This window comes from Geodermatophilus maliterrae (assembly GCF_041018925.1).
GTDB classification, from domain to species: Bacteria; Actinomycetota; Actinomycetes; order Mycobacteriales; family Geodermatophilaceae; genus Geodermatophilus; species Geodermatophilus maliterrae.
In genome coordinates this window covers 14,369-34,199 of the sequence record NZ_JBFNXQ010000058.1, presented here as the reverse complement: position 1 = coordinate 34,199, position 19,831 = coordinate 14,369, and the positions used below count along the sequence as shown (strand labels likewise).

Genomic DNA, 19,831 nt, shown 5'->3' with positions numbered 1-19,831 from the left:
GGCCACCTCGCTGGCCCGGGCCGCCGCCGAGCGGGACGAGCTGGCCCGGCAGCGCACCGCCCGCGAGGCCGAGCTGCTCGAGGTCCGCACGCGGGTCCGCACGGCGACGGCGGAGCTCGAACGGCTCACCGACGAGGTGCACCGCGACGAGGTGGCCCGCGCCGAGCAGCGGTTGCGCATCGAGGCGCTGGAGGAGCGGGCCGCCGAGGAGTTCGGGGTGGACCTGCCCACGCTGGTGGCCGAGTACGGGCCGGCCGCGCCGGTGCCGCCGACGCCGGCGCAGGTGGCCGCCGCACAGGCCGCGGGGGAGCCCGAGCCGGAGCCGGTGCCCTACGACCGCGCCGTCCAGGAGCGCCGCGCCGCTCAGGCCGAGCGCGACCTGGCCACCCTCGGCAAGGTCAACCCGCTGGCGCTGGAGGAGTTCGCGGCGCTGGAGGAGCGGCACACGTTCCTCGCCACCCAGCTCGAGGACCTCAAGGCCACGCGACGCGACCTGCTCACCGTCGTCCGGGAGGTCGACGGGCGCATCCACGACGTCTTCGCCGCCGCGTACGCCGACGTCGCCCGCGAGTTCGAGGGCGTGTTCGCCACGCTGTTCCCCGGCGGTCAGGGCCGGCTGGTGCTCACCGACCCCGAGGACATGCTCACCACCGGCGTGGAGATCGAGGCCCGCCCGCCCGGCAAGAAGGTCAAGCGGCTCTCCCTGCTGTCCGGCGGCGAGCGCTCGCTGACCGCCGTCGCCCTGCTCGTGGCGATCTTCCGCGCCCGGCCGTCGCCGTTCTACGTCCTCGACGAGGTCGAGGCCGCCCTCGACGACGTCAACCTGGGCCGGCTGCTCACCCTGGTCGAGCAGCTGCGGTCGACGTCGCAGCTCATCGTCATCACCCACCAGAAGCGGACGATGGAGATCGCCGACGCGCTCTACGGCGTGAGCATGCGCGGCGACGGCATCACCGGCGTCATCAGCCAGCGCCTGCGCGAACCCGACCCCGTCTGAACCCGTGGACCTCCGCGGAGGTGGACGGGCTCACACTCCGGAGGGGACGAGCAGGTCGACCGCCAGGGGGAGGTGGTCCGACGCGCCGCCGCCGTCGAGCACCCGCGCGCCGGCCACCCCGATGCCGGGCGTCACCCACACCTGGTCGATCCGCACGTGCGGCGCGCGCGCCGGGTGGGTCAGGCCCTCCTCGCGCTGCCAGAACCGCCAGCGGGCCTGGTCGTCGCGCTCGGCTGCCAGCTCCCAGGCGTCGGCGAAGCTCTGGCGCAGCGGCGCCAGCTCCGGGGCGTCGGGCCCGGCGTTGAGGTCGCCGACGACGACGCCGGTCGCCATCGGCTCGGTGAACAGGTCGCGCAGCAGGGCGGCCTGCTCGGCGCGCTCGGCCGCCGACCGCGTGGACAGGTGGGTGGTGGTCACCCACAGCGCACCGCCGTCGAGCTCCACCAGCGTCCGCAGCGCGCTGCGCGGCTCGCCGCCACCGGGCAGCCGGTGCACGTCGCTGACCAGGATCGGCAGCCGCGAGAGCAGCGCGTTGCCGTACTGACGGCGGGGCGCGTCGCCCGGCCGCGGCTCGTCGATGGCCGGGCCCCACGCCAGCTGCATGTCCAGCGCCCGCGACAGCAGCACCGCCTGGTCGACGTCCTCGCTGCGGTCGCCGAAGTGGCTGTCGACCTCCTGCAGGCAGATCACGTCGGCGTCGGCGGCCGCGAGCACCTTCGCCAGCCGCGCGAGGTCGTGCCGGCGGTCGTCGCCCACGCCGTGGTGGGTGTTGAAGGTGACCAGGCGGACCGGGATGGGCGGCTGGTCGGGTCCGGGCGCTGGCTTGGTCACGCCCGCGAGCCTGTCACCCGGCAGGAGCCGTCGCAGCGGGCACCGGGTCGGCCGTCCTGCCGGCCATGGTGCCGGCGGTCGTGTCGCCGGCCGTGTCGGCGGCCGTACCGGCCAGCGGCAGGTCCAGCACCTGGTGCAGGCCGTCGTCGCCGTCGGGACGGTGGTCGCTCACGTGCAGCACGAAGCGCGCCTGCCGGCCATCCAGGACCAGCTCGCCGACCTGGTTGCCGAAGTAGGGCCCGGCCGCCTTGGCCCACTCGACGGAGGTCGGGCGGACGCGGGCCATCCGCGCGATCGTCCCGGTGAGCCGCCGGGCCCAGCGGCTCCAGCCGATGCGGAAACCCACCCGGATCGGGTGCGGCGCCTGGTTGTGCAGCGGGGAGACGGTGAGCTGGTGGACCCGCGCCGCCAGGCCGCCGGGGTCGACGACCTCGGCCGCGTAGGCGTGGTGGACGTCGCCGGAGAGGACCACCGCCGTCGACGGTGCCCGGCCGTGCTCGCCGCGGGCCACGGCCAGCAGCGCGGTGGCGAGCCGGTCGAAGGAGTGCCCGAACGCCGCCCAGTGCTCCAGGTCGGCGGCCTGCCGCAGCGCCTCGGCCAGCCGGCCCAGCGGCCGGCCCTCGTGCCGCACCGCCAGCGCCTCGTTCCACCGCTCGATCGAGTCGATGGCGTGGGGGAGCAGCCAGGGCAGCGACGTGCCGATCAGCAGGTGCTCGACGCCGTCCTCGACCGCCTGGCGCATCGCCGCCTCGATCCAGGCGAACTCCTCGTCGTCGACCATCCGGCGGGCCTGCTCGTCGAGCACCCGGCCCGCCCGGCTGTCGACCATGAGCAGCCGTGCCTCGCCCCAGTGGCGCACGTAGCTCCAGCGCACGGTGTGCGGGTCGCGGTCGGCGGCCAGCGCCATCTCCCGCAGCACCGGCTCCGCGTCGGCGTCGGCGGCCAGGGCCTGCACCGCCTGCCAGGTCGTGTTCTGCGCCAGCTCCTGCGGGCTGAGGTTGCCCAGGTGCTGGTAGACCCAGTAGCTGACCAGTCCGCCGGCGATCCGCTCGTCCCACCAGTCCGTGGCCGTGGTCTTCCTGCGCCAGGCGGCCGAGGTGTTCCAGTCGTCGATCATCTCGTGGTCGTCGAAGACCATCGACGAGGGGATGGTCGACAGCAGCCACCGCACCTGCGGGTCGCTCCAGGACTCCGCGTAGAGGCGCGTGTACTCCTCCATGCCCTGCACCTGGCCGTCCTCGGGCACCTGCTCGCCGCGGCGCAGGCCGAGCCACGAGCGGGTCGCCGTCGTCAGCTCGTCGGCGTAGACCTGGTCGCCGAGCAGCACCAGCGCGTCGGGCCACTCGTCCTCGGGCTGGCTGGCGACCCGCTCGGCGTAGGCGTCCAGGGCGTCGGGCGGGATGCCCTCGGTGACGTCGACGGTGGTCAGCGCGGCGTAGCGGCAGGAGCCGAACGCCAGCCGGAAGGGCCCGGGCCGGCCGGGCGTGCGGATCCGGCTGGGCGGGAACGGCGAGGACTCCTCCGGCCACACCCGGGCGCCGTCGAGGCGCACCTCGTACGGCGTCGTGCTGCCCGGCTCCAGGTCCTCGACCAGGACCAGCGCGTAGAAGTGGCCGCCGACGCGGAAGGTGCGCACGGTCCGGCCGAGCACCTCGACCTCGCACGGGCGGTCGGTCTCCACCCACACGGTCGCCGAGACCGGGTCGACGTGCCGCAGGAGCGGACCGAGCATGAGGGCGGGGGTGTCCCCGGTGGACAGCGGCATGCCTCCAGACTGTCCCACCGACCTGGGTTCCGCCCAGACCCTGCTGTGCGGGGGCTGGGAGACTGGCGGGCATGGAGTTCGTGCTCATCGCCATCGCGATCGTCCTGGTGGCCCTGGTGGCGGGGGTGGGCCTGCTCGTCGGCCGCGGCCGGCGCACCACCCGACTCGACGACGACGCGGCCGCGGGCACGACGCTCACCCGCCCGCGGCCACCCGCCGCGCCGCCGGTCGAGCAGCCGCCGCCCGCCGGCGCCACCGCGTCGGGTCTGGGCCTGGCGCCGGCCGACCCGGACGCGGTCTCGCCCGAGGCGCCGCCCTCGGTCGAGCTGCCGCCCGCGGTCCCCGAGCCGGACCTGGTCTTCGAGACCCCGCTGCCCTCGGCCGGCCGGCTGGTCCGGCTGCGCTCCCGGCTGGCCCGCTCGCAGTCCTCGCTGGGCCGCGGCCTGCTCACCGTCCTGGCCCGCGAGCGGCTGACCGAGGACGACTGGGAGGAGGTCGAGGAGACCCTGCTGGCCGCCGACGTCGGCGTCGCGGCCACCACGCAGATCGTCGAGCGGCTGCGCACCCAGTCGATGGTGCTGGCCACCGCCTCCCCGGCGGACCTGCGGGCGCTGCTCGTGCGCGAGCTGACCGCCGTCCTCGGCCCCGACCTCGACCGCACCCTGCGCACCGACCGGCGCGAGGGCCGCCCCGGCGTCGTCCTCGTCGTCGGGGTGAACGGCGCGGGGAAGACGACGACGGTCGGCAAGATCGCCCGCGTGCTCGTCGGCGACGGCAGGAGCGTCGTCCTGGGGGCCGCCGACACGTTCCGCGCCGCAGCCGCCGACCAGCTAGAGACCTGGGGCGAGCGGGTGGGCGTGCTCACCGTCCGCGGCCGCGAGGGCGCCGATCCCGCGTCGGTGGCCTTCGAGGCGGTGCGCACCGGCGTCGAGGCCGAGGTCGACACCGTCGTCGTCGACACCGCCGGGCGGCTGCACACCAAGTCCGGCCTGATGGACGAGCTCGGCAAGATCAAGCGGGTCGTGGAGAAGCAGAGCCCGGTCACCGAGGTGCTGCTGGTCCTCGACGCCACCACCGGCCAGAACGGCATCGTGCAGGCGCGCGTGTTCACGCAGGCCGTCGACGTCACCGGCGTCGTCCTCACCAAGCTCGACGGCACCGCCAAGGGCGGCATCGTCGTCTCCGTGCAGCGCGAGCTCGGCATCCCGGTCAAGCTCATCGGCCTGGGAGAGGGCGCCGACGACCTGGCGCCGTTCGAGCCGGAGGCCTTCGCGGAGGGCCTGGTCGGGGGAGCCGACTAGGCCTGCGCGGACTCCGGGGGGAGCTCGACCGCGTAGGACCGGATCGTGGCCACCCGGCCGTCCCGGAACTCGTAGACGTCGCAGGAGGACACGCGGCCGGTCCGGCCGTCGACACCCACGTAGCGGGTGACGGTGTCCACCGCGACGACGTCGCCGTCACCGGCCACGACGAACCGCTCGAACTCCGCCGCCCCCTCGCCCAGCTCGGCGAGGGTCCCCTCGCAGGCGTCCACCACGGCCTGCCGGCCGACGAGGGTGTCCTGACCGACGAGGTCCCAGCGGACGTCGTCGGCGAGGGCGGGGTAGGCGTCGGTGAAGCGGTGCCCGGAGAAGGCCTCGGCGACGCCGCGCGTGCTGCTGCTCATCGCAGCAGGGTCCTAGGAGATCTCGGGCCGGGCCAGTCCCTCGGACCACTTCTGCTCGATGCGGCCGAACCGCCACACCGCGACGGCCACCGCCCACGTGAGCAGGAAGAGCCCGACGATGGCGAAGCCGACGAACTCGAGGTCCAGCGAGGCCAGCCACACCAGGGGCGCCGTCTCGAGCTGCAGCCGCTCGACGAGCAGTCCGACGAGCACCAGGGTGCCGATGACGAGGGCGACCGTCACCGACAGGACCGTGATGGTCAGGTTGTAGAACACCTTGCGGACCGGCCGGAGGAACGCCCAGCCGTAGGCCCGGGACATGAGGACGCCGTCGGCGGTGTCGAACAGGCTCATCCCGGCGGCGAAGAGGACCGGCAGCACCAGGATCGCGTACCAGGGCAGCACGAAGGCCGCCGAGCCGGCGGCGAGCACGAGCAGGGCCACCTGGGTCGCGGTGTCGAAGCCCAGGCCCATGAGCAGCCCGACGGGGTAGAGGTGCCAGGCCCGGCTGACCCGGCGGGTCACGCGGCCGAGCAGCCGGGCGAGGAACCCGCGGTTGTGCAGGTGGTGCTCGAGCTCGGCCTCGTCGTACCGCCCGGAGCGCATGCGGCGGAAGACCCGGGCGATGCCCACGGCCGAGCTCAGGTTCATCAGGCCGATGAGCAGCAGGAACGTGCCGGCCACCAGCGTCCCGACCAGGCCGAGCGTCTGACCGACCGAGGAGTCCTCGTCCTGGACGACGCCGGCGACCGAGCGGACGCCGGCCACCAGCAGCAGGCTCGCGACGAAGACGACCGAGGAGTGCCCGAGGGAGAACCAGAAGCCGGCGCTCACCGACGGCTTGCCCTCGTCGACCAGCTTGCGGGTCGTGTTGTCGATCGAGGCGATGTGGTCGGCGTCGAAGGCGTGCCGCACCCCGAGCATGTAGGCGGTCAGGCCGACGCCGACCCCGAGCACGCCCGTGCTGCCCAGCTGGTACTCCGCGGGCGCGACCGCGAGCACGAGGACGCCCCACCCGACCACGTGCAGCAGGAGCACGAAGGCGGTCATCCCCCCGATGGACCGCCACTCGGCCCGGCTGAAGCCCTCCGTCCGGGCGCGGACGGCCGCCACCCCGGACGGGGCGGACACGGTGGGAGCGGGCACGCTGCCTCCTCGGGATCCGGCGGGTCGAGCCGCAGCGACCTTATTGCACACGAGTTGCAACTGCACACCTGTCGCATCAGGTGGGGGCGCGGGGTGTGGCCACGGCCGGCGCGGCGGCGTGGCAACACGGCCGACACACGACACGGGGACACGCGGCGCGGAGTTCACCGTCCGGAAACAGGCGGACGTCGGCCCCCGAAACACCGGCCCGGCACGGTGAACGCCGCAACGCCCACCACCGCCGGCCCACCACGGCTGGTGGCGGGCGCACCGAGCCACACCCCCGGGCCCCTCTCGGTCCCGGGTCCGTCCTGTGGCCCCGCCACACCACACCGTCAGGAGGTTGCCGTGGACACCGGCGACACCGCCTGGGTCCTGATCAGTGCCGCCCTGGTGCTGTTCATGACCCCCGGTCTGGCGCTCTTCTACGGCGGCATGGTCCGCGCGAAGAGCGTCCTCAACATGATGATGATGAGCTTCGGGGCGCTCGCGCTGATCAGCGTGCTCTGGGTGCTCTACGGCTACTCGATGGCCTTCGGCGACGACGTCGGCGGCGGCCTGCTGGGCGACCCGTTCGAGTTCTTCGGCCTGTCCTCGCTCATCGGCACCGCCGGTCTCGAGGGCGCCTTCGCGCCGGACAACCTGGTCTTCACGATCCCGTCGCTGGCCTTCGTCGGCTTCCAGGGCGTCTTCGCGATCCTCACCGTCGCGCTGATCTCCGGCGCCATCGCCGACCGCGCCCGCTTCGGCCCGTGGATGGTCTTCGCCGGCATCTGGGCCACGCTGGTCTACTTCCCGGTCGCCCACTGGGTGTTCGCGTTCGACGGCGCGGAGTCCGAGACCGGCGGCTGGATCGCCAACGACCTGCTGGCCATCGACTTCGCCGGCGGTACCGCGGTGCACATCAACGCCGGTGCCGCGGGCCTGGCGCTCGCGCTGGTGCTCGGCAAGCGGCGCGGCTTCGGCCGCGACCCGATGCGGCCGCACAACCTGCCGCTGGTCATGATCGGCGCGGGCATCCTGTGGTTCGGCTGGTTCGGCTTCAACGCCGGCTCTGCGCTGGCCGCCAACGGCCAGGCCGCCGAGGTCTTCGTCACCACGCTCGCCGCCACCGGGGCCGCCGTGCTCGGCTGGCTGGTCACCGAGAAGTTCCGCGACGGGCACGCCACCTCGCTGGGCGCCGCCTCCGGCGTCGTCGCCGGCCTGGTCGCCATCACCCCGGCCTGCTCCTCGGTGACGCCGCTCGGCGCCGTCGTCATCGGCCTGGTCGCCGGCGCGGTGTGCGCCCTGGCCGTCGGGCTGAAGTACCGGCTCGGCTACGACGACTCCCTCGACGTCGTCGGCGTCCACCTCGTCGGTGGCGTCTGGGGCACCGTCGCCGTCGGCCTGTTCGCCTCCAGCGCCACGACCGCCGGTGTGGACGGCCTCTTCTACGGCGGCGGCGTCGACCAGCTGTGGCGGCAGGCGCTGGGCGCCCTCGCCGTGCTGGTCTACTCCTTCGTCCTCACCCTGGTCATCGGCTTCGTCATCGCCAAGGTCATGCGCTTCCGCATCACCGAGGAGGACGAGGTCGCCGGCATCGACGGCGTGGTCCACGCCGAGACCGGGTACGACCTCGCTTCCCTCGGCGGTGGCGGGGGCTCGGCCCTGACGGCCGCCGGCCAGACCCGCGCCGAGGCCCGGGGTACGAACCTCCCCACGGAAAGGAGCCGGGTGTGAAGCTCGTCACCGCGATCGTCAAGCCCTTCAAGCTCGACGACGTCAAGAACGCCCTCGAGCTGATCGGCATCACGGGGCTCACGGTCAGCGAGGTCCAGGGCTTCGGCCGCCAGCGCGGCCACACCGAGGTCTACCGCGGTGCGGAGTACCAGGTGGACTTCGTCCCGAAGGTCCGCATCGAGGTCGTCGTCGGCGAGATCGACGCCGCCCGCGTGGTGGACGCCGTCGTCGAGTCGGCCTCCACCGGCCAGATCGGCGACGGGAAGGTGTGGGTCACCACGATCGACGAGATCGTGCGGGTCCGCACCGGCGAGCGCGGCGAGGACGCGATCTGAGCGGTCGCTGAGCAGCGGCTGCGGGCGGCCGGGGTGGTGGGGAGTCCACCGCCCCGGTCGTCACCGTCCCACCTATCGACCGACTGGGGGAACCGTGCCGGACCTCGGGGCACTGCCCGACCTGCCCCGCGCCGAGCGGGTGCAGGTCCTCGACGCCTGGCTGGGCCGCCTGCTCGCCGACGCCGTCACCGGGACGCCGCCACCGCAGCAGCGCCGGGGCGCGGGTGGGCGGGGAGGGGAACAGCCGCGCACCGGCACCGACGGCGTCGCGCTCGTCGCCGTCGGCAGCCTCGGGCGGCGCGAGCCCCCGCCGCACGGCGACCTCGACCTCGTGCTGGTGCACGACGGCCGGCCGGAGGTGGCCGCCCTCGCCGACGCCGTCTGGTACCCGATCTGGGACGCCGGGGTGCGGTTGGACCACTCGGTCCGCTCGGTCCCGGAGGCGGTCGCGGTGGCCTCCACCGACGTCAAGGCCGGCCTCGGGCTGCTCGACGCCCGCCTGGTGGCCGGGGACGCCGACCTCGCCGCCGCGCTGCGCACGGCCACCCTGACCAGCTGGCGCCAGTCGGCCGGGCGGCTGCTGCCCCAGCTGCGCGACCTGCGCCGCACCCGCGCCCGGCAGGTCGGCGAGCTGGCCTTCCTCCTCGAGCCCGACCTCAAGGAGGCCTACGGCGGCCTGCGCGAGGGTCAGGTGCTGCGCGCGGTGGCCGCCGCCCAGCTGGTCGACGAGCCCTCCGCCGAGCTCGAGGCCGTCTACGGCTTCCTGCTCGACGTGCGCGACGAGCTGCGCCGCCGGTCGGGCCGCGCCGGCGACGTCCTGGTCCGCCAGGAGCAGCGCCCGGTCGCCGCCGCCCTCGGCCTGGCCGACGAGGACCAGCTGCTGCGCGAGGTCAGCCTCGCCGGCCGGCGCCTGGCCTTCGTCGCCGACGACACCTGGCGGCGGGTCGAGGCCGCGCTGGTCCGCCGTCCCCGTGCCCGCTACCGGCGGGTGCGCCGCGAGCCGCTGGCCGAGGGCGTGGTGCGCCAGGGCGACGAGGTCGTCCTCGCCCGCGACGCCCGCCCGGCCGCCGACCCGGGCCTGGTCCTGCGCGGGGCGGCCGCCGCCGCGCGCGCGGACCTGCTGCTGTCGCCCTACACGCTCCGGGTGCTCGCCGTGCACTCGCCGCCGGTGCCCGAGCCCTGGCCGGCGGAGGTCCGCTGGTGGTTCCTGCGGCTGCTGGCCAGCGGCCGTGCGGCCGTGCCGGTCCTCGAGCAGCTCGACCAGGAGGGGCTCCTCGCGCGGTTCCTGCCGGAGTGGGACCGCATCCGCTCGCTGCCGCAGCGCCACCCGTGGCACCGCTTCACCGTCGACCGGCACCTGGTCGAGGCGGCCGCGGCCGCCGCGGAGCTCACCCACGACGTCGACCGGCCCGACCTGCTCCTCGTGGCGGCGCTGCTCCACGACATCGGCAAGGGCTGGCCCGGCGACCACAGCGTCGTCGGTGCGCCGGTGGCCGCCGCGATGGCCGCCCGCATGGGCTTCTCCGACGCCGACGTCGCCACCCTCGCCACGCTCGTGCGCCACCACCTGCTGCTGCCCGACACCGCCACGCGCCGCGACATCGACGACCCCGCGACCGTCGACCGCGTCGCGTCCACGATCGGCGAGGACCCGCAGGTGCTCCAGCTGCTGCACGCGCTGGCCCAGGCCGACGGCGCGGCCACGAGCACGTCGGCCTGGTCGCCGTGGAAGGCGCACCTGGTGGCGCACCTGGTCGCCCGCGTGCAGGCGCGGCTGGGTGCCCCCCTCACCAGCGACCGCGACCCCGACCCCGTGCTGCACCCCACCGAGCCGAGCGTGCGCCGGCAGGGTGACGACGCCGCGGACGCGGTCACCGTCGGCGTGGAGGACGTCGCCGACGGCCAGCAGGTCACCATCGGCGCGCCCGACCGGCCCCGGCTGTTCAGCCGGCTGGCCGGCGTGCTCGCGCTCAACCAGCTCGACGTCCGGGCGGCGAAGGTCAACGTGCTGGGGGGCCGGGCGACGGCGGTGTTCGCCGTGCGCCCGCGCTTCGGCCGCGCGCCGCAGCCGACGATCCTGGCCGACGCCGTCCGCGCCGCGCTCGAGGGGACGCTGCCGCTGACCGAGCGGCTGCGCCAGCGGGAGGCCGACTACCGGCAGGACGCCGTCCGCGCGGCCGCGCCGCGGATCTCCTGGCACGACTCGGAGGTCAGCGGCGAGGCGACCAGCATCGTCGAGGTGCGCGCGACCGACCGGGCGGGCCTGCTGTACCGGCTCACCGCCGCGCTGGCCGCCGAGGGCCTCGACGTCACCAGCGCGCGGATCGAGACCCTCGGTGCCGACGCCGCCGACTACTTCTACGTCTGCAACCCGGCCGGCTGCCCGATCGACGCCGAGCAGCGGGCACGGGTGGAGACGGCCCTGGTCGCCGCCACGCGCGGCGCGGTGCCCGCCCCCGCGCACAGCGGCGGTGGGGAGCCCGGTCCGGGCTGACCTCGGCGGAGCGGCCGGTGGGCGTGTCCGCCCGGGACTGTCGGAGGGGCGTGCGACGGTCGCAGGCGAGCGGGACGGGAGGGTCCCGCCGCCGACCTGCGAGAGGAGCCCCACGTGGACGCCCAGCTGTCCGGCCGGCCGGAGTGGCCCTGCCCCACCTGTGCCGAGACCCGGGTGTTCGAGCAGCCGCCGTGCGCCGACGGGCACACCGACGACGGCGCTGAGTGCCCCGAGTGGCTGTGCACCGGCTGCGGCGCCGCGTTCCTCCTCGGCGGCCTGGAGACCGTCGTCGAGGCGGTGGCGCGGCGCGCGGCCTAGCAGCGCGCACGCCCGGCCACCCGCGGCCGGCTCGATACCCTGGGGTCAGGTGGCGCGGCCCGTCCGCGCCCGTGACTGCTGAGGACTGCTCGTGTTCGAGACACTCTCCGACCGCCTCGACAAGGTCTTCACCGGCCTGCGGGGCAAGGGCCGGCTGACCGACGCCGACATCGACGCCACGGCGCGCGAGATCCGCATCGCGCTGCTGGAGGCCGACGTCGCGCTGCCGGCCGTGCGGGCCTTCATCAACGCCGTCAAGGAACGGGCGCGCGGGGCGGAGGTCTCCCAGGCGCTCAACCCCGCGCAGCAGGTCATCAAGATCGTCAACGAGGAGCTCATCCAGATCCTCGGTGGCGAGACCCGCCGGCTGCGCTACGCCAAGCAGTCACCGACGGTGATCATGCTCGCCGGCCTGCAGGGCTCCGGTAAGACGACGCTGGCCGGCAAGCTCGGCCGCTGGCTCAGGGGGCAGGGCCACGCGCCGCTGCTGGTGGCCTGCGACCTGCAGCGGCCCAACGCGGTCAACCAGCTCTCGATCGTCGCCCAGCAGGCCGGCGTCGACGTCTACGCGCCCGAGCCGGGCAACGGCGTCGGCGACCCGATCCGGGTGGCCGCCGACTCGGTCGAGCACGCCCGCCGCACCCAGCACGACGTCGTCGTCGTCGACACCGCCGGCCGGCTGGGCATCGACGCCGAGCTGATGGCCCAGGCCGCCGGCATCCGCGACGCCGTGCGCCCCGACGAGACGCTGTTCGTCGTCGACGCGATGATCGGCCAGGACGCCGTCACCACGGCCGAGGCGTTCCGCGACGGCGTCGGCTTCAGCGGCGTCGTCCTCACCAAGCTCGACGGCGACGCCCGCGGTGGTGCCGCGCTCTCGGTGCGGTACGTGACCGGGCAGCCGATCATGTTCGCCTCCACCGGCGAGAAGCTCACCGACTTCGACGTCTTCCACCCCGAGCGGATGGCCTCGCGCATCCTCGGGATGGGCGACGTGCTCACCCTCATCGAGCAGGCCGAGCAGGCCTTCGACGCCGACCAGGCCGAGAAGATGGCCGGCAAGCTCGCCAGCCGCGAGGGCTTCACGCTCGAGGACTTCCTCGAGCAGATGATGGCCATCCGCAAGATGGGCCCGATCGCCAACCTGCTCGGCATGCTGCCCGGTGCCGGGGCGATGAAGGAGCAGCTCAAGCAGGTCGACGACCGCGACCTGGACCGCACCGCGGCGATCATCCGCTCGATGACCCCCCAGGAGCGGGTCGACTCCAAGATCATCAACGCGTCGCGCCGGGTGCGCATCGCCAACGGCTCGGGCGTGACCGTCACCGAGGTCAACCAGCTGCTGGAGCGCTTCGCGCAGGCACAGAAGATGATGGGCCAGATGGCCGGGAGCATGGGCCTCCCGGGGATGGGCCCCATGTCGAAGAAGGCCCGCGGCCGCCAGATGCAGGCCCAGTCGAAGAAGGGCAAGGGCAAGAAGGGCGGCGTCAAGGGGAAGGGCGGCCCGGCCCGCCGGCCGATCGGCGCCCCCGGCGTGAACGGCCTGCCCGGCGGGCTCCCCGGCCAGCTCCCCGGCGGCATGCCCGGTCTCCCGCCCGGCCAGGCGCTGCCCGACCTCAGCAAGCTCGACTTCAGCCAGTTCAAGGACGAGCGGCCCGGCCGGTGAGCGACCCGCGGCTGCCGGACCTGCACCTCTCCGGGGTCGTCCTCCCCGAGGGTGAGCACCGTGACCTGTGGGTCCGCGACGGGCGCATCACGTTCGAGCCGGTGCCCGGCGCGGAGACGGTGGGCCGCGGCGGCTGGCTGCTGCCCGGGCTGGTCGACGCGCACTGCCACGTCGGCATCGGCCGCGGCGGCGTGTTCGTCGAGGACCTCGCCGGCCTGCGCGGGCAGGCGCTCGCCGAGCGCGCCGCGGGGGTGCTGGCGCTGCGCGACTGCGGCTCCCCGGTGGACACCCGGGCGCTGGACGACGAGCCCGACCTGCCCCGGATCGTGCGGGCCGGCCGGCACATCGCCCGCACCCGCCGCTACCTGCCGCGCCTGGGCGTCGAGCTCGAGCCCGGGGACCTCGTCGCGGAGGTCCGCGTGCAGGCCCGCCGCGGCGACGGGTGGGTCAAGCTCGTCGGCGACTGGATCGACCGCGGCGTGGGCGACCTCGCGCCCGAGTGGCCGGCCGACGTGCTGGCCGCGGCGATGGCGGCGGCGCACGAGGAGGGCGCCCGGGTCACCGCGCACACCTTCGGCACCGACGCGCTGCCCGACCTGATCCGTGCCGGCATCGACTGCATCGAGCACGGCACCGGGCTGACCGAGGACCTGCTCGCCGAGATGGCCGCCCGCGGCACCGCCGTCGTCCCGACGCTGGTCAACGTGGAGAACTTCCCGGGCTTCGCCGAGGCGGGGGAGAAGCGGTTCCCCACCTACGCCAGCACGATGCGGCGGCTGTACGCCGGCGCCGGCGCCGTCGTCCGGGCGGCGTACGAGGCCGGGGTGCCGGTGTTCGCCGGCACCGACGCCGGCGGCGGCATCGAGCACGGCCGGATCGCCGACGAGGTGCGGGCGCTGTGCCAGGCCGGCATCCCGGCGGAGGCAGCGCTGGCCGGGGCGTCCTGGGCGGCGCGGGAGTGGCTGGGGCTGCGCGGCATCGAGGAGGGGGCGCCGGCCGACGTCGTCGTCTACGACACCGACCCGCGCGCCGACCTCGGCACCCTGACCCGCCCGGTGCTCACCGTCCTCCGCGGCCGGGTGGTCTGACCGGCAGTCACCCGGTGCGCGGCGCGACCGTCAGCGCTTCCTCCCCTCGCGGAAGAGGGCGACGGCCTTGTCGATGCGCCGCTGCCGCGTCTCGGCGGTCTTCGCGCCGTTGACCGTGTCGACGTGGTGGCGCTGCAGGCTGTTGGAGAGCGTCGCGAAGAACGCCCCGGCCTGCTCGTCGGCCGCCAGGGCGGCGGCGAGGTCGGCGGGGACGTCGACCTCGCGCGGGGTGTCCGCCACGGTCAGGGTGACGCGGATCGGGTCCCCGGCCGCCAGTCCCGTGGCCTCCCGGATGGCGGCACTGATGCCGATCAGGTGCCGCCCACCCATGACCGCCACGGTGCTGCGGTACTCGTACCCGTCGACGTCGACGACGACCGGTGGCCGCCGTCCTGCCCCCAGCTGGTCGATGAGCTCGGGCGGGACCTCGATCCCGGTGTTGTTGCCGCTCGCGGCCACCGTCGTCTCGAACGTCACGCTGCGCTGCTCGGTCACGGTCACCCGTCGCCCCTCTCCGTGCGGTCCTCTGCTGCCGTGGAGACCGGGACGGTACGGCGGACTCATCGTTCCGGCTCCCCGGCGGGGCGGTCCGGGAAAGCCGGGTGCACGGCCTGGGAGGATGACGTCCGTGCTCCTTCGCATGTCGACACTGTTCCTGCGCACCCTGCGCGACGACCCGGCCGACGCCGAGGTCCCCAGCCACCGCCTGCTCGTGCGGGCCGGCTACATCCGGCGGGCCGCGCCGGGCGGCTTCTCCTGGCTGCCGCTGGGCTACCGCGTCTTCCGCAACGTCGAGCGCGTGGTCCGCGAGGAGATGGACGCGATCGGCGCGCAGGAGGTGCACTTCCCGGCGCTGCTGCCCCGCGAGCCCTACGAGGCGACCAACCGCTGGACCGAGTACGGCCCCAACCTCTTCCGGCTCCAGGACCGCCGGGGGGCGGACTTCCTGCTCGGCCCCACGCACGAGGAGATGTTCACGCTCCTGGTGAAGGACCTGTACTCCTCGTACAAGGACCTGCCGCTCTCGCTCTACCAGATCCAGACGAAGTACCGGGACGAGGCGCGGCCCCGGGCCGGGTTGTTCCGCAGCCGCGAGTTCACGATGAAGGACAGCTACTCCTTCGACGTCGACGACGCCGGCCTGGACGCCTCCTACGCCGCCCACCGCGACGCCTACATCCGGGTCTTCGACCGGCTGGGCCTGGACTACGTCGTCGTCTCGGCGATGTCGGGGGCCATGGGCGGCTCGCGGAGCGAGGAGTTCCTGCACCCGACCGAGATCGGCGAGGACACCTTCGTCCGGTCGGCGGGGGGCTACGCGGCCAACGTCGAGGCGGTCAGCACCGTCGTCCCCGAGCCGGTCCCGCTCGACGGGCTGCCCGAGGCGCACGTCGAGGACACCCCCGACACCCCGACCATCGAGACGCTGGTCGCCGTCGCGCAGGAGATGTTCCCCGACGCCGGCTACACCGCCGCCTCGACGCTGAAGAACGTCGTCGTCACGCTGGTGCACCCCGACGGCACCCGCGTGCCGCTCGTGGTCGGCATCCCCGGCGACCGCGAGGTCGACGCCAAGCGGCTGGAGGCGCAGGTCGCCCCGGCCGAGGTCGAGCCGTTCACCGACTTCGACGGCCACCGCGCGCTGGTCAAGGGCTACATCGGCCCCGAGGTGCTCGGCAAGGACAGCGCGTCGGGCATCCGCTTCCTCGTCGACCCCCGGGTGGTGCCCGGCACCCGGTGGATCACCGGCGCCAACCAGCCCGGCAAGCACGTGTTCGACCTGGTGGCCGGCCGCGACTTCTCCTGGGACGGCACCGTCGAGGCCGCCGAGGTGCTGCCCGGCGACCCGGCGCCCGACGGCTCCGGCCCGCTGGAGCTGGCCCGCGGCGTGGAGCTGGGGCACATCTTCCAGCTGGGCCGCAAGTACGCCGCCGCCCTGGGCCTGGAGGTGCTCGACGAGAACGGGAAGCTCGTCACCGTCACCATGGGCTCCTACGGCATCGGCGTCTCCCGCGCCGTCGCCGCGATCGCCGAGTCCACGCACGACGAGCTGGGCCTGGTCTGGCCCCGCGAGGTCGCCCCGGCCGACGTGCACCTGGTGGCCACGGGCAAGGACGCCGCGGTCTTCGACGCCGCCGAGTCGCTGGCCGGCGAGCTCGTCGCCGCCGGTCTGACGGTGCTCTACGACGACCGGCCCAAGGTCTCGCCGGGGGTCAAGTTCAAGGACGCCGAGCTGCTCGGGATGCCGACAATCGTCACCGTCGGCCGCGGTCTGGCGCAGGGCGTCGTCGAGCTGCGCGACCGGGCGACGGGGGAGCGCGAGGAGGTGCCGGTCGGCGACGCGGCCGCCCGCGTGCTGGCCGCCGTCCGCGGGTGAGGGACCCGGTGGCGAGCCCCACCCCGTAGCCGCCGGCGTCCTCGAGGTGGACGGCCCGGTGCGCCGGTGCGCGGCCCGCGAGGGCGTCGAGCCCGGCGGCCGTGCCCGCCCACGTGAGGAGCGGTCCCCGGCTGCTCACCGCACGCCGCCCGGCGTCTGGCATCATGGACCGTCGAACACGGCCGCGGGTGGCCCTCTCACCCCCGCCGGCCGTGTCCCTGGCTCCGCCCCGGCGTACCCCCACGCGTCCGTCCGGCGAGCACCGACAGACAGCGTTCGAGGAGAACACCAGCCACCGTGGCCACCAAGATCAAGCTCATGCGACTGGGCAAGATGCGCGCCCCGTACTACCGCATCGTCGTCGCCGATGCCCGCACCAAGCGGGACGGTCGCTCGATCGAGACGATCGGCAAGTACCACCCGAAGGAGGACCCCTCCTTCATCGAGGTCGACAGCGAGCGCGCCCAGTACTGGCTGGGTGTCGGCGCGCAGCCGACCGAGGCCGTCGCGGCCATCCTCCGGGTCACCGGCGACTGGCAGAAGTTCAAGGGCGAGCCGGCTCCGCCGCCCATGAAGGTCGCCGCCCCCAAGCCCGACCGCAAGGCCCTCTACGAGGAGGCCGTGCGCAACAACGGTGACGAGCCGGCCGCCGGCGCCACCACCCCGCGCAAGAAGGCGGCCCCCAAGGCCGACGCCCCCGCCGAGGACCCCGCTCCCGCGGACGCCGCCGCCACGGGCGCGGGCACTGCCGCGGACGCCGCTGCCGCTCCCGCGGACGCCGGCACCGCCGCGAGCGCCCCGGCCGAGACGCCCGCCGAGTAAGACGTGCTCGAAGAGGCGCTCGAGCACCTGGTCAAGGGCATCGTCGACCACCCGCGCGACGTCACCGTCGACATGGTCGGCGGGCGCCGCGGCAAGACCCTCGAGGTCCGGGTCCACCCCGACGACCTCGGCAAGGTGATCGGCCGCGGCGGCCGCACCGCCAAGGCGCTGCGGACGGTCGTGGCCGGCGTGGGCGGCCGTGGTGTGCGGGTCGACGTCGTCGACACCGACGGGCGCTGAGCGCCGCCGTCCCTTGGACGCACAGGACCCACCCGACACCGTGGTGGTCGGCCGCATCGGCCGGCCCCACGGTGTCCGTGGTGAGGTGACCGTCGAGGTCCGCACCGACGACCCGGACGACCGCTTCGTCCCCGGTGCCGTTCTGCTCACCGAGCCCGCGGCGCGCGGCCCGCTGACCGTGGCCGGCGCCCGCTGGCACCGCGAGGTGCTGCTGCTGAGCATCGAGCGCCCCGACGGCTCGCCCGTCGACAGCCGCGAGGCGGCCGAGGAGCTGCGCGACACCGAGCTGCACGTGCCGGTCGCCGACCTGCCCGAGCTCGAGGACCCCGACGCCTACTACGACCACCAGCTCGTCGGTCTGGCCGCCCGGCTGACCGACGGCTCCGCGCTGGGCACCGTCACCGCGGTGCGCCACGAGGGCGCCGACCTGCTCGTCGTCGCCCGGGACAGGGGCCGCGAGCTGCTGGTCCCCTTCGTCGCGGCGATCGTGCCGACGGTCGACCTGGCCGGCGGCGTCGTCGTCGTCGACCCGCCCGAGGGGCTGCTCGACCTGTGAGCCCGGACCGGGTCGGCCCCTACTCCGTCGACGTCGTCACGATCTTCCCCGAGTACCTCGCCCCGCTGCGGCAGTCGCTGCTCGGCAAGGCGGCCGAGCGCGGCCTGGTCGCCGTCGGCGTGCACGACCTGCGGCAGTGGACCGACGACGTCCACCGCACCGTCGACGACGCCCCCTACGGCGGCGGCCCCGGCATGGTGATGCGTCCCGAGCCGTGGGCGCGCGCCCTGGAGGCCGTCCGCCCGCCGGGCACCCGTCTCGTCGTGCCGACCCCGGCCGGGCGGCCCTTCACCCAGGCCGTGGCCGCCGAGTGGGCCGCCGAGCCCGGCCTGGTCTTCGCCTGTGGGCGCTACGAGGGCATCGACCAGCGGGTGGCCGAGTGGGCCGCGGCGTCCGGGCCGGTCTCGGAGGTCTCGATCGGCGACTACGTGCTGGCCGGCGGCGAGTCGGCGGTGCTGGTGATGGTCGAGGCGGTGACCCGGCTGCTGCCCGGCGTCGTCGGCAACCGCGAGTCCGTCGAGTTCGACTCGCACGCCGACGGGCTGCTCGAGGGTCCCTCCTACACCCGGCCGGCCTCGTGGCGCGGCCTCGACGTCCCGCCGGTGCTGCTCTCGGGTGACCACGCGGCGATCGCCCGGTGGCGGCGGGCGGAGTCGCTGCGGCGGACGGCGGCGCGGCGGCCGGACCTGCTCGCCGCGCTCCCCGAGGACGCCCTCTCGCCGGCCGACCGGGCCGAGCTCGACGGTGGCTGAGCGCCGGGCGGGTGGGCGAGCGGTCGTCCGGCCCACCGCGCGGGTCGTCGTGCTGGACCCCGCCGGCCGGGTGCTGCTGCTCGGCGCGCGGCTGACCGACCCCGCCGTCCCGCCCGGCGACGTGCTGTTCTGGTACACCCCCGGCGGCGGAGTGGAGGACGGCGAGAGCGTCCGGCAGGCCGCCGCCCGGGAGCTGGCCGAGGAGATCGGCCTGGTCGTGGAGCCCGCGGCGCTCGAGGGTCCGGTGTGGTTCCGCCGGCACGTCGGTGCCTTCGCCGGGGTCGACGTCGACTCGCGGGAGACCTTCTTCGTCCTGCGCGACGTGGTGCACGAGGTCGACCCGGCCGGGCGCACCGAGCTGGAGCTGCTGGGGGAGGAGCCGCACCGCTGGTGGTCGGCCGGCGAGATCGCCGCCAGCGGTGCGGAGTTCGCGCCGCGCGAGCTGGCCGCGGTGCTGCCCGAGCTGCTCGCCGGGCCGTGGCGGCGGCCGCCGCGGGTGGTCGACTGAGCCGCTCGCGCCCGGGGCCGTCTCGGCAGTCCGGCGAGGATGTGGCACAGTAGAGAGCTGCTGCAGACCGGAGGCGCCCGCCGACGGGCACTCCCTCCCGGAGTCGCAGCCATCTGGACCGGAGCGCAGTGCACCCGCTGCCCGATCCGACGACGAGCCACTGCTGAGACCGAGGAATGCTGCGATGAACACCCTGGACGTACTCGACGCCGACTCGCTGCGCGACGACATCCCCACGTTCCGCCCGGGGGACACCGTCAAGGTGCACGTCCGCGTCGTCGAGGGCAACCGGTCGCGCATCCAGGTCTTCCAGGGCGTGGTCATCCGCCGCCAGGGCGGCGGCATCCGCGAGACCTTCACCGTCCGCAAGGTGAGCTTCGGCGTGGGTGTCGAGCGCACCTTCCCGGTGCACACCCCGGTCGTCGAGAAGATCGAGGTCGTGACCCGCGGTGACGTCCGCCGCGCCAAGCTGTACTACCTCCGCGAGCTGCGCGGCAAGGCCGCCAAGATCAAGGAGCGTCGCGAGCCCGTCGCGCGCTGACGACCTCCCG

20 protein-coding genes are annotated in these 19,831 nt (G+C 74.9%); 15 read left to right on the top strand and 5 right to left on the bottom strand.

Annotation, left to right across the window (positions count from 1 at the left end; all coding sequences use genetic code 11):
* On the top strand, positions 1–997 hold a 997-nt coding region (locus tag ABQ292_RS17070), incomplete at its 5' end, for an AAA family ATPase (RefSeq protein ID WP_369208547.1).
* 30 nt (positions 998–1,027) lie between these two features.
* On the opposite strand, the gene ABQ292_RS17065 is transcribed toward ABQ292_RS17070, so the two are convergent.
* Both ABQ292_RS17065 and ABQ292_RS17060 read right to left on the bottom strand, forming a co-directional pair.
* Positions 1,028–1,828: an endonuclease/exonuclease/phosphatase family protein gene (locus ABQ292_RS17065; RefSeq protein ID WP_369208544.1), complete on the bottom strand. Its 801-nt coding sequence runs from the start codon at positions 1,826–1,828 to the stop codon at positions 1,028–1,030.
* Positions 1,829–1,841: 13 nt separating this feature from the next.
* Positions 1,842–3,593, bottom strand: coding sequence for an alkaline phosphatase D family protein (locus ABQ292_RS17060; RefSeq protein ID WP_369208542.1), 1,752 nt, complete (start codon positions 3,591–3,593; stop codon positions 1,842–1,844).
* Between the two features lie 71 nt (positions 3,594–3,664).
* Between ABQ292_RS17060 and ftsY the strand changes: the two genes are divergently transcribed.
* The gene (gene ftsY / locus ABQ292_RS17055; protein ID WP_369208540.1) at positions 3,665–4,894 is read left to right on the top strand and encodes a signal recognition particle-docking protein FtsY; all 1,230 of its coding nucleotides are present in this window, start codon (positions 3,665–3,667) and stop codon (positions 4,892–4,894) included.
* Here the strand turns inward: ftsY and ABQ292_RS17050 are convergent.
* Both ABQ292_RS17050 and nicT read right to left on the bottom strand, forming a co-directional pair.
* A complete protein-coding gene (locus tag ABQ292_RS17050) occupies positions 4,891–5,259 on the bottom strand; it encodes a nuclear transport factor 2 family protein (RefSeq protein WP_369208538.1) in 369 nt (122 codons plus the stop codon). The two genes, ftsY and ABQ292_RS17050, sit on opposite strands and share 4 nt — an antisense overlap.
* Before the next feature lie 12 nt (positions 5,260–5,271).
* Positions 5,272–6,405: a Nickel transporter NicT gene (gene nicT / locus ABQ292_RS17045; RefSeq protein WP_369208536.1), complete on the bottom strand. Its 1,134-nt coding sequence runs from the start codon at positions 6,403–6,405 to the stop codon at positions 5,272–5,274.
* A 348-nt stretch (positions 6,406–6,753) separates the two neighbouring features.
* Between nicT and ABQ292_RS17040 the strand changes: the two genes are divergently transcribed.
* The 6 genes from ABQ292_RS17040 to ABQ292_RS17015 all read left to right on the top strand — a co-directional run bounded on the left by ABQ292_RS17040 (position 6,754) and on the right by ABQ292_RS17015 (position 14,025).
* On the top strand, positions 6,754–8,124 hold the full coding sequence (locus tag ABQ292_RS17040; RefSeq protein ID WP_369208534.1) for an ammonium transporter: 1,371 nt from the start codon (positions 6,754–6,756) through the stop codon (positions 8,122–8,124).
* Positions 8,121–8,459: a P-II family nitrogen regulator gene (locus ABQ292_RS17035; protein WP_106280142.1), complete on the top strand. Its 339-nt coding sequence runs from the start codon at positions 8,121–8,123 to the stop codon at positions 8,457–8,459. Before ABQ292_RS17040 ends, ABQ292_RS17035 begins: the two co-directional genes overlap by 4 nt.
* Before the next feature lie 94 nt (positions 8,460–8,553).
* Positions 8,554–10,953 carry a [protein-PII] uridylyltransferase gene (locus ABQ292_RS17030; protein ID WP_369208531.1) on the top strand — a complete coding sequence of 800 codons (2,400 nt, stop codon included), beginning with the start codon at positions 8,554–8,556 and terminating at the stop codon, positions 10,951–10,953.
* A 114-nt stretch (positions 10,954–11,067) separates the two neighbouring features.
* Positions 11,068–11,271: a hypothetical protein gene (locus ABQ292_RS17025; RefSeq protein WP_369208529.1), complete on the top strand. Its 204-nt coding sequence runs from the start codon at positions 11,068–11,070 to the stop codon at positions 11,269–11,271.
* A gap of 91 nt (positions 11,272–11,362) precedes the next feature.
* Positions 11,363–12,937 (top strand): signal recognition particle protein, encoded by a 1,575-nt coding sequence (ffh, locus tag ABQ292_RS17020; protein WP_369208527.1) that lies wholly within the window; start codon positions 11,363–11,365, stop codon positions 12,935–12,937.
* Complete coding sequence (locus ABQ292_RS17015; RefSeq protein ID WP_369208525.1) at positions 12,934–14,025, top strand: amidohydrolase family protein; 1,092 nt, start codon at positions 12,934–12,936, stop codon at positions 14,023–14,025. The genes ffh and ABQ292_RS17015 overlap by 4 nt, the downstream gene beginning before the upstream one ends.
* Before the next feature lie 30 nt (positions 14,026–14,055).
* On the opposite strand, the gene ABQ292_RS17010 is transcribed toward ABQ292_RS17015, so the two are convergent.
* On the bottom strand, positions 14,056–14,526 hold the full coding sequence (locus ABQ292_RS17010; protein ID WP_369208522.1) for a YdeI/OmpD-associated family protein: 471 nt from the start codon (positions 14,524–14,526) through the stop codon (positions 14,056–14,058).
* A 139-nt stretch (positions 14,527–14,665) separates the two neighbouring features.
* Between ABQ292_RS17010 and ABQ292_RS17005 the strand changes: the two genes are divergently transcribed.
* The 7 genes from ABQ292_RS17005 (at position 14,666) to rplS (ending at position 19,821) form a co-directional block, all read left to right on the top strand.
* Positions 14,666–16,402, top strand: coding sequence for a proline--tRNA ligase (locus ABQ292_RS17005; RefSeq protein ID WP_369208520.1), 1,737 nt, complete (start codon positions 14,666–14,668; stop codon positions 16,400–16,402).
* 297 nt (positions 16,403–16,699) lie between these two features.
* Entirely contained in the window at positions 16,700–17,224 is a 525-nt protein-coding gene (rpsP, locus tag ABQ292_RS17000) for a 30S ribosomal protein S16 (RefSeq protein WP_369208518.1), read from the top strand.
* A 3-nt stretch (positions 17,225–17,227) separates the two neighbouring features.
* The gene (locus tag ABQ292_RS16995; protein ID WP_369208516.1) at positions 17,228–17,464 is read left to right on the top strand and encodes an RNA-binding protein; all 237 of its coding nucleotides are present in this window, start codon (positions 17,228–17,230) and stop codon (positions 17,462–17,464) included.
* A 40-nt stretch (positions 17,465–17,504) separates the two neighbouring features.
* Positions 17,505–18,020 (top strand): ribosome maturation factor RimM, encoded by a 516-nt coding sequence (rimM, locus tag ABQ292_RS16990; protein WP_369208551.1) that lies wholly within the window; start codon positions 17,505–17,507, stop codon positions 18,018–18,020.
* Positions 18,017–18,772 carry a tRNA (guanosine(37)-N1)-methyltransferase TrmD gene (trmD, locus tag ABQ292_RS16985; RefSeq protein ID WP_369208514.1) on the top strand — a complete coding sequence of 252 codons (756 nt, stop codon included), beginning with the start codon at positions 18,017–18,019 and terminating at the stop codon, positions 18,770–18,772. The genes rimM and trmD overlap by 4 nt, the downstream gene beginning before the upstream one ends.
* Positions 18,765–19,280, top strand: coding sequence for an NUDIX hydrolase (locus ABQ292_RS16980; RefSeq protein ID WP_369208512.1), 516 nt, complete (start codon positions 18,765–18,767; stop codon positions 19,278–19,280). Before trmD ends, ABQ292_RS16980 begins: the two co-directional genes overlap by 8 nt.
* Before the next feature lie 184 nt (positions 19,281–19,464).
* A complete protein-coding gene (rplS, locus tag ABQ292_RS16975) occupies positions 19,465–19,821 on the top strand; it encodes a 50S ribosomal protein L19 (RefSeq protein WP_369208510.1) in 357 nt (118 codons plus the stop codon).
* The last annotated feature ends 10 nt before the right edge of the window (positions 19,822–19,831 follow it).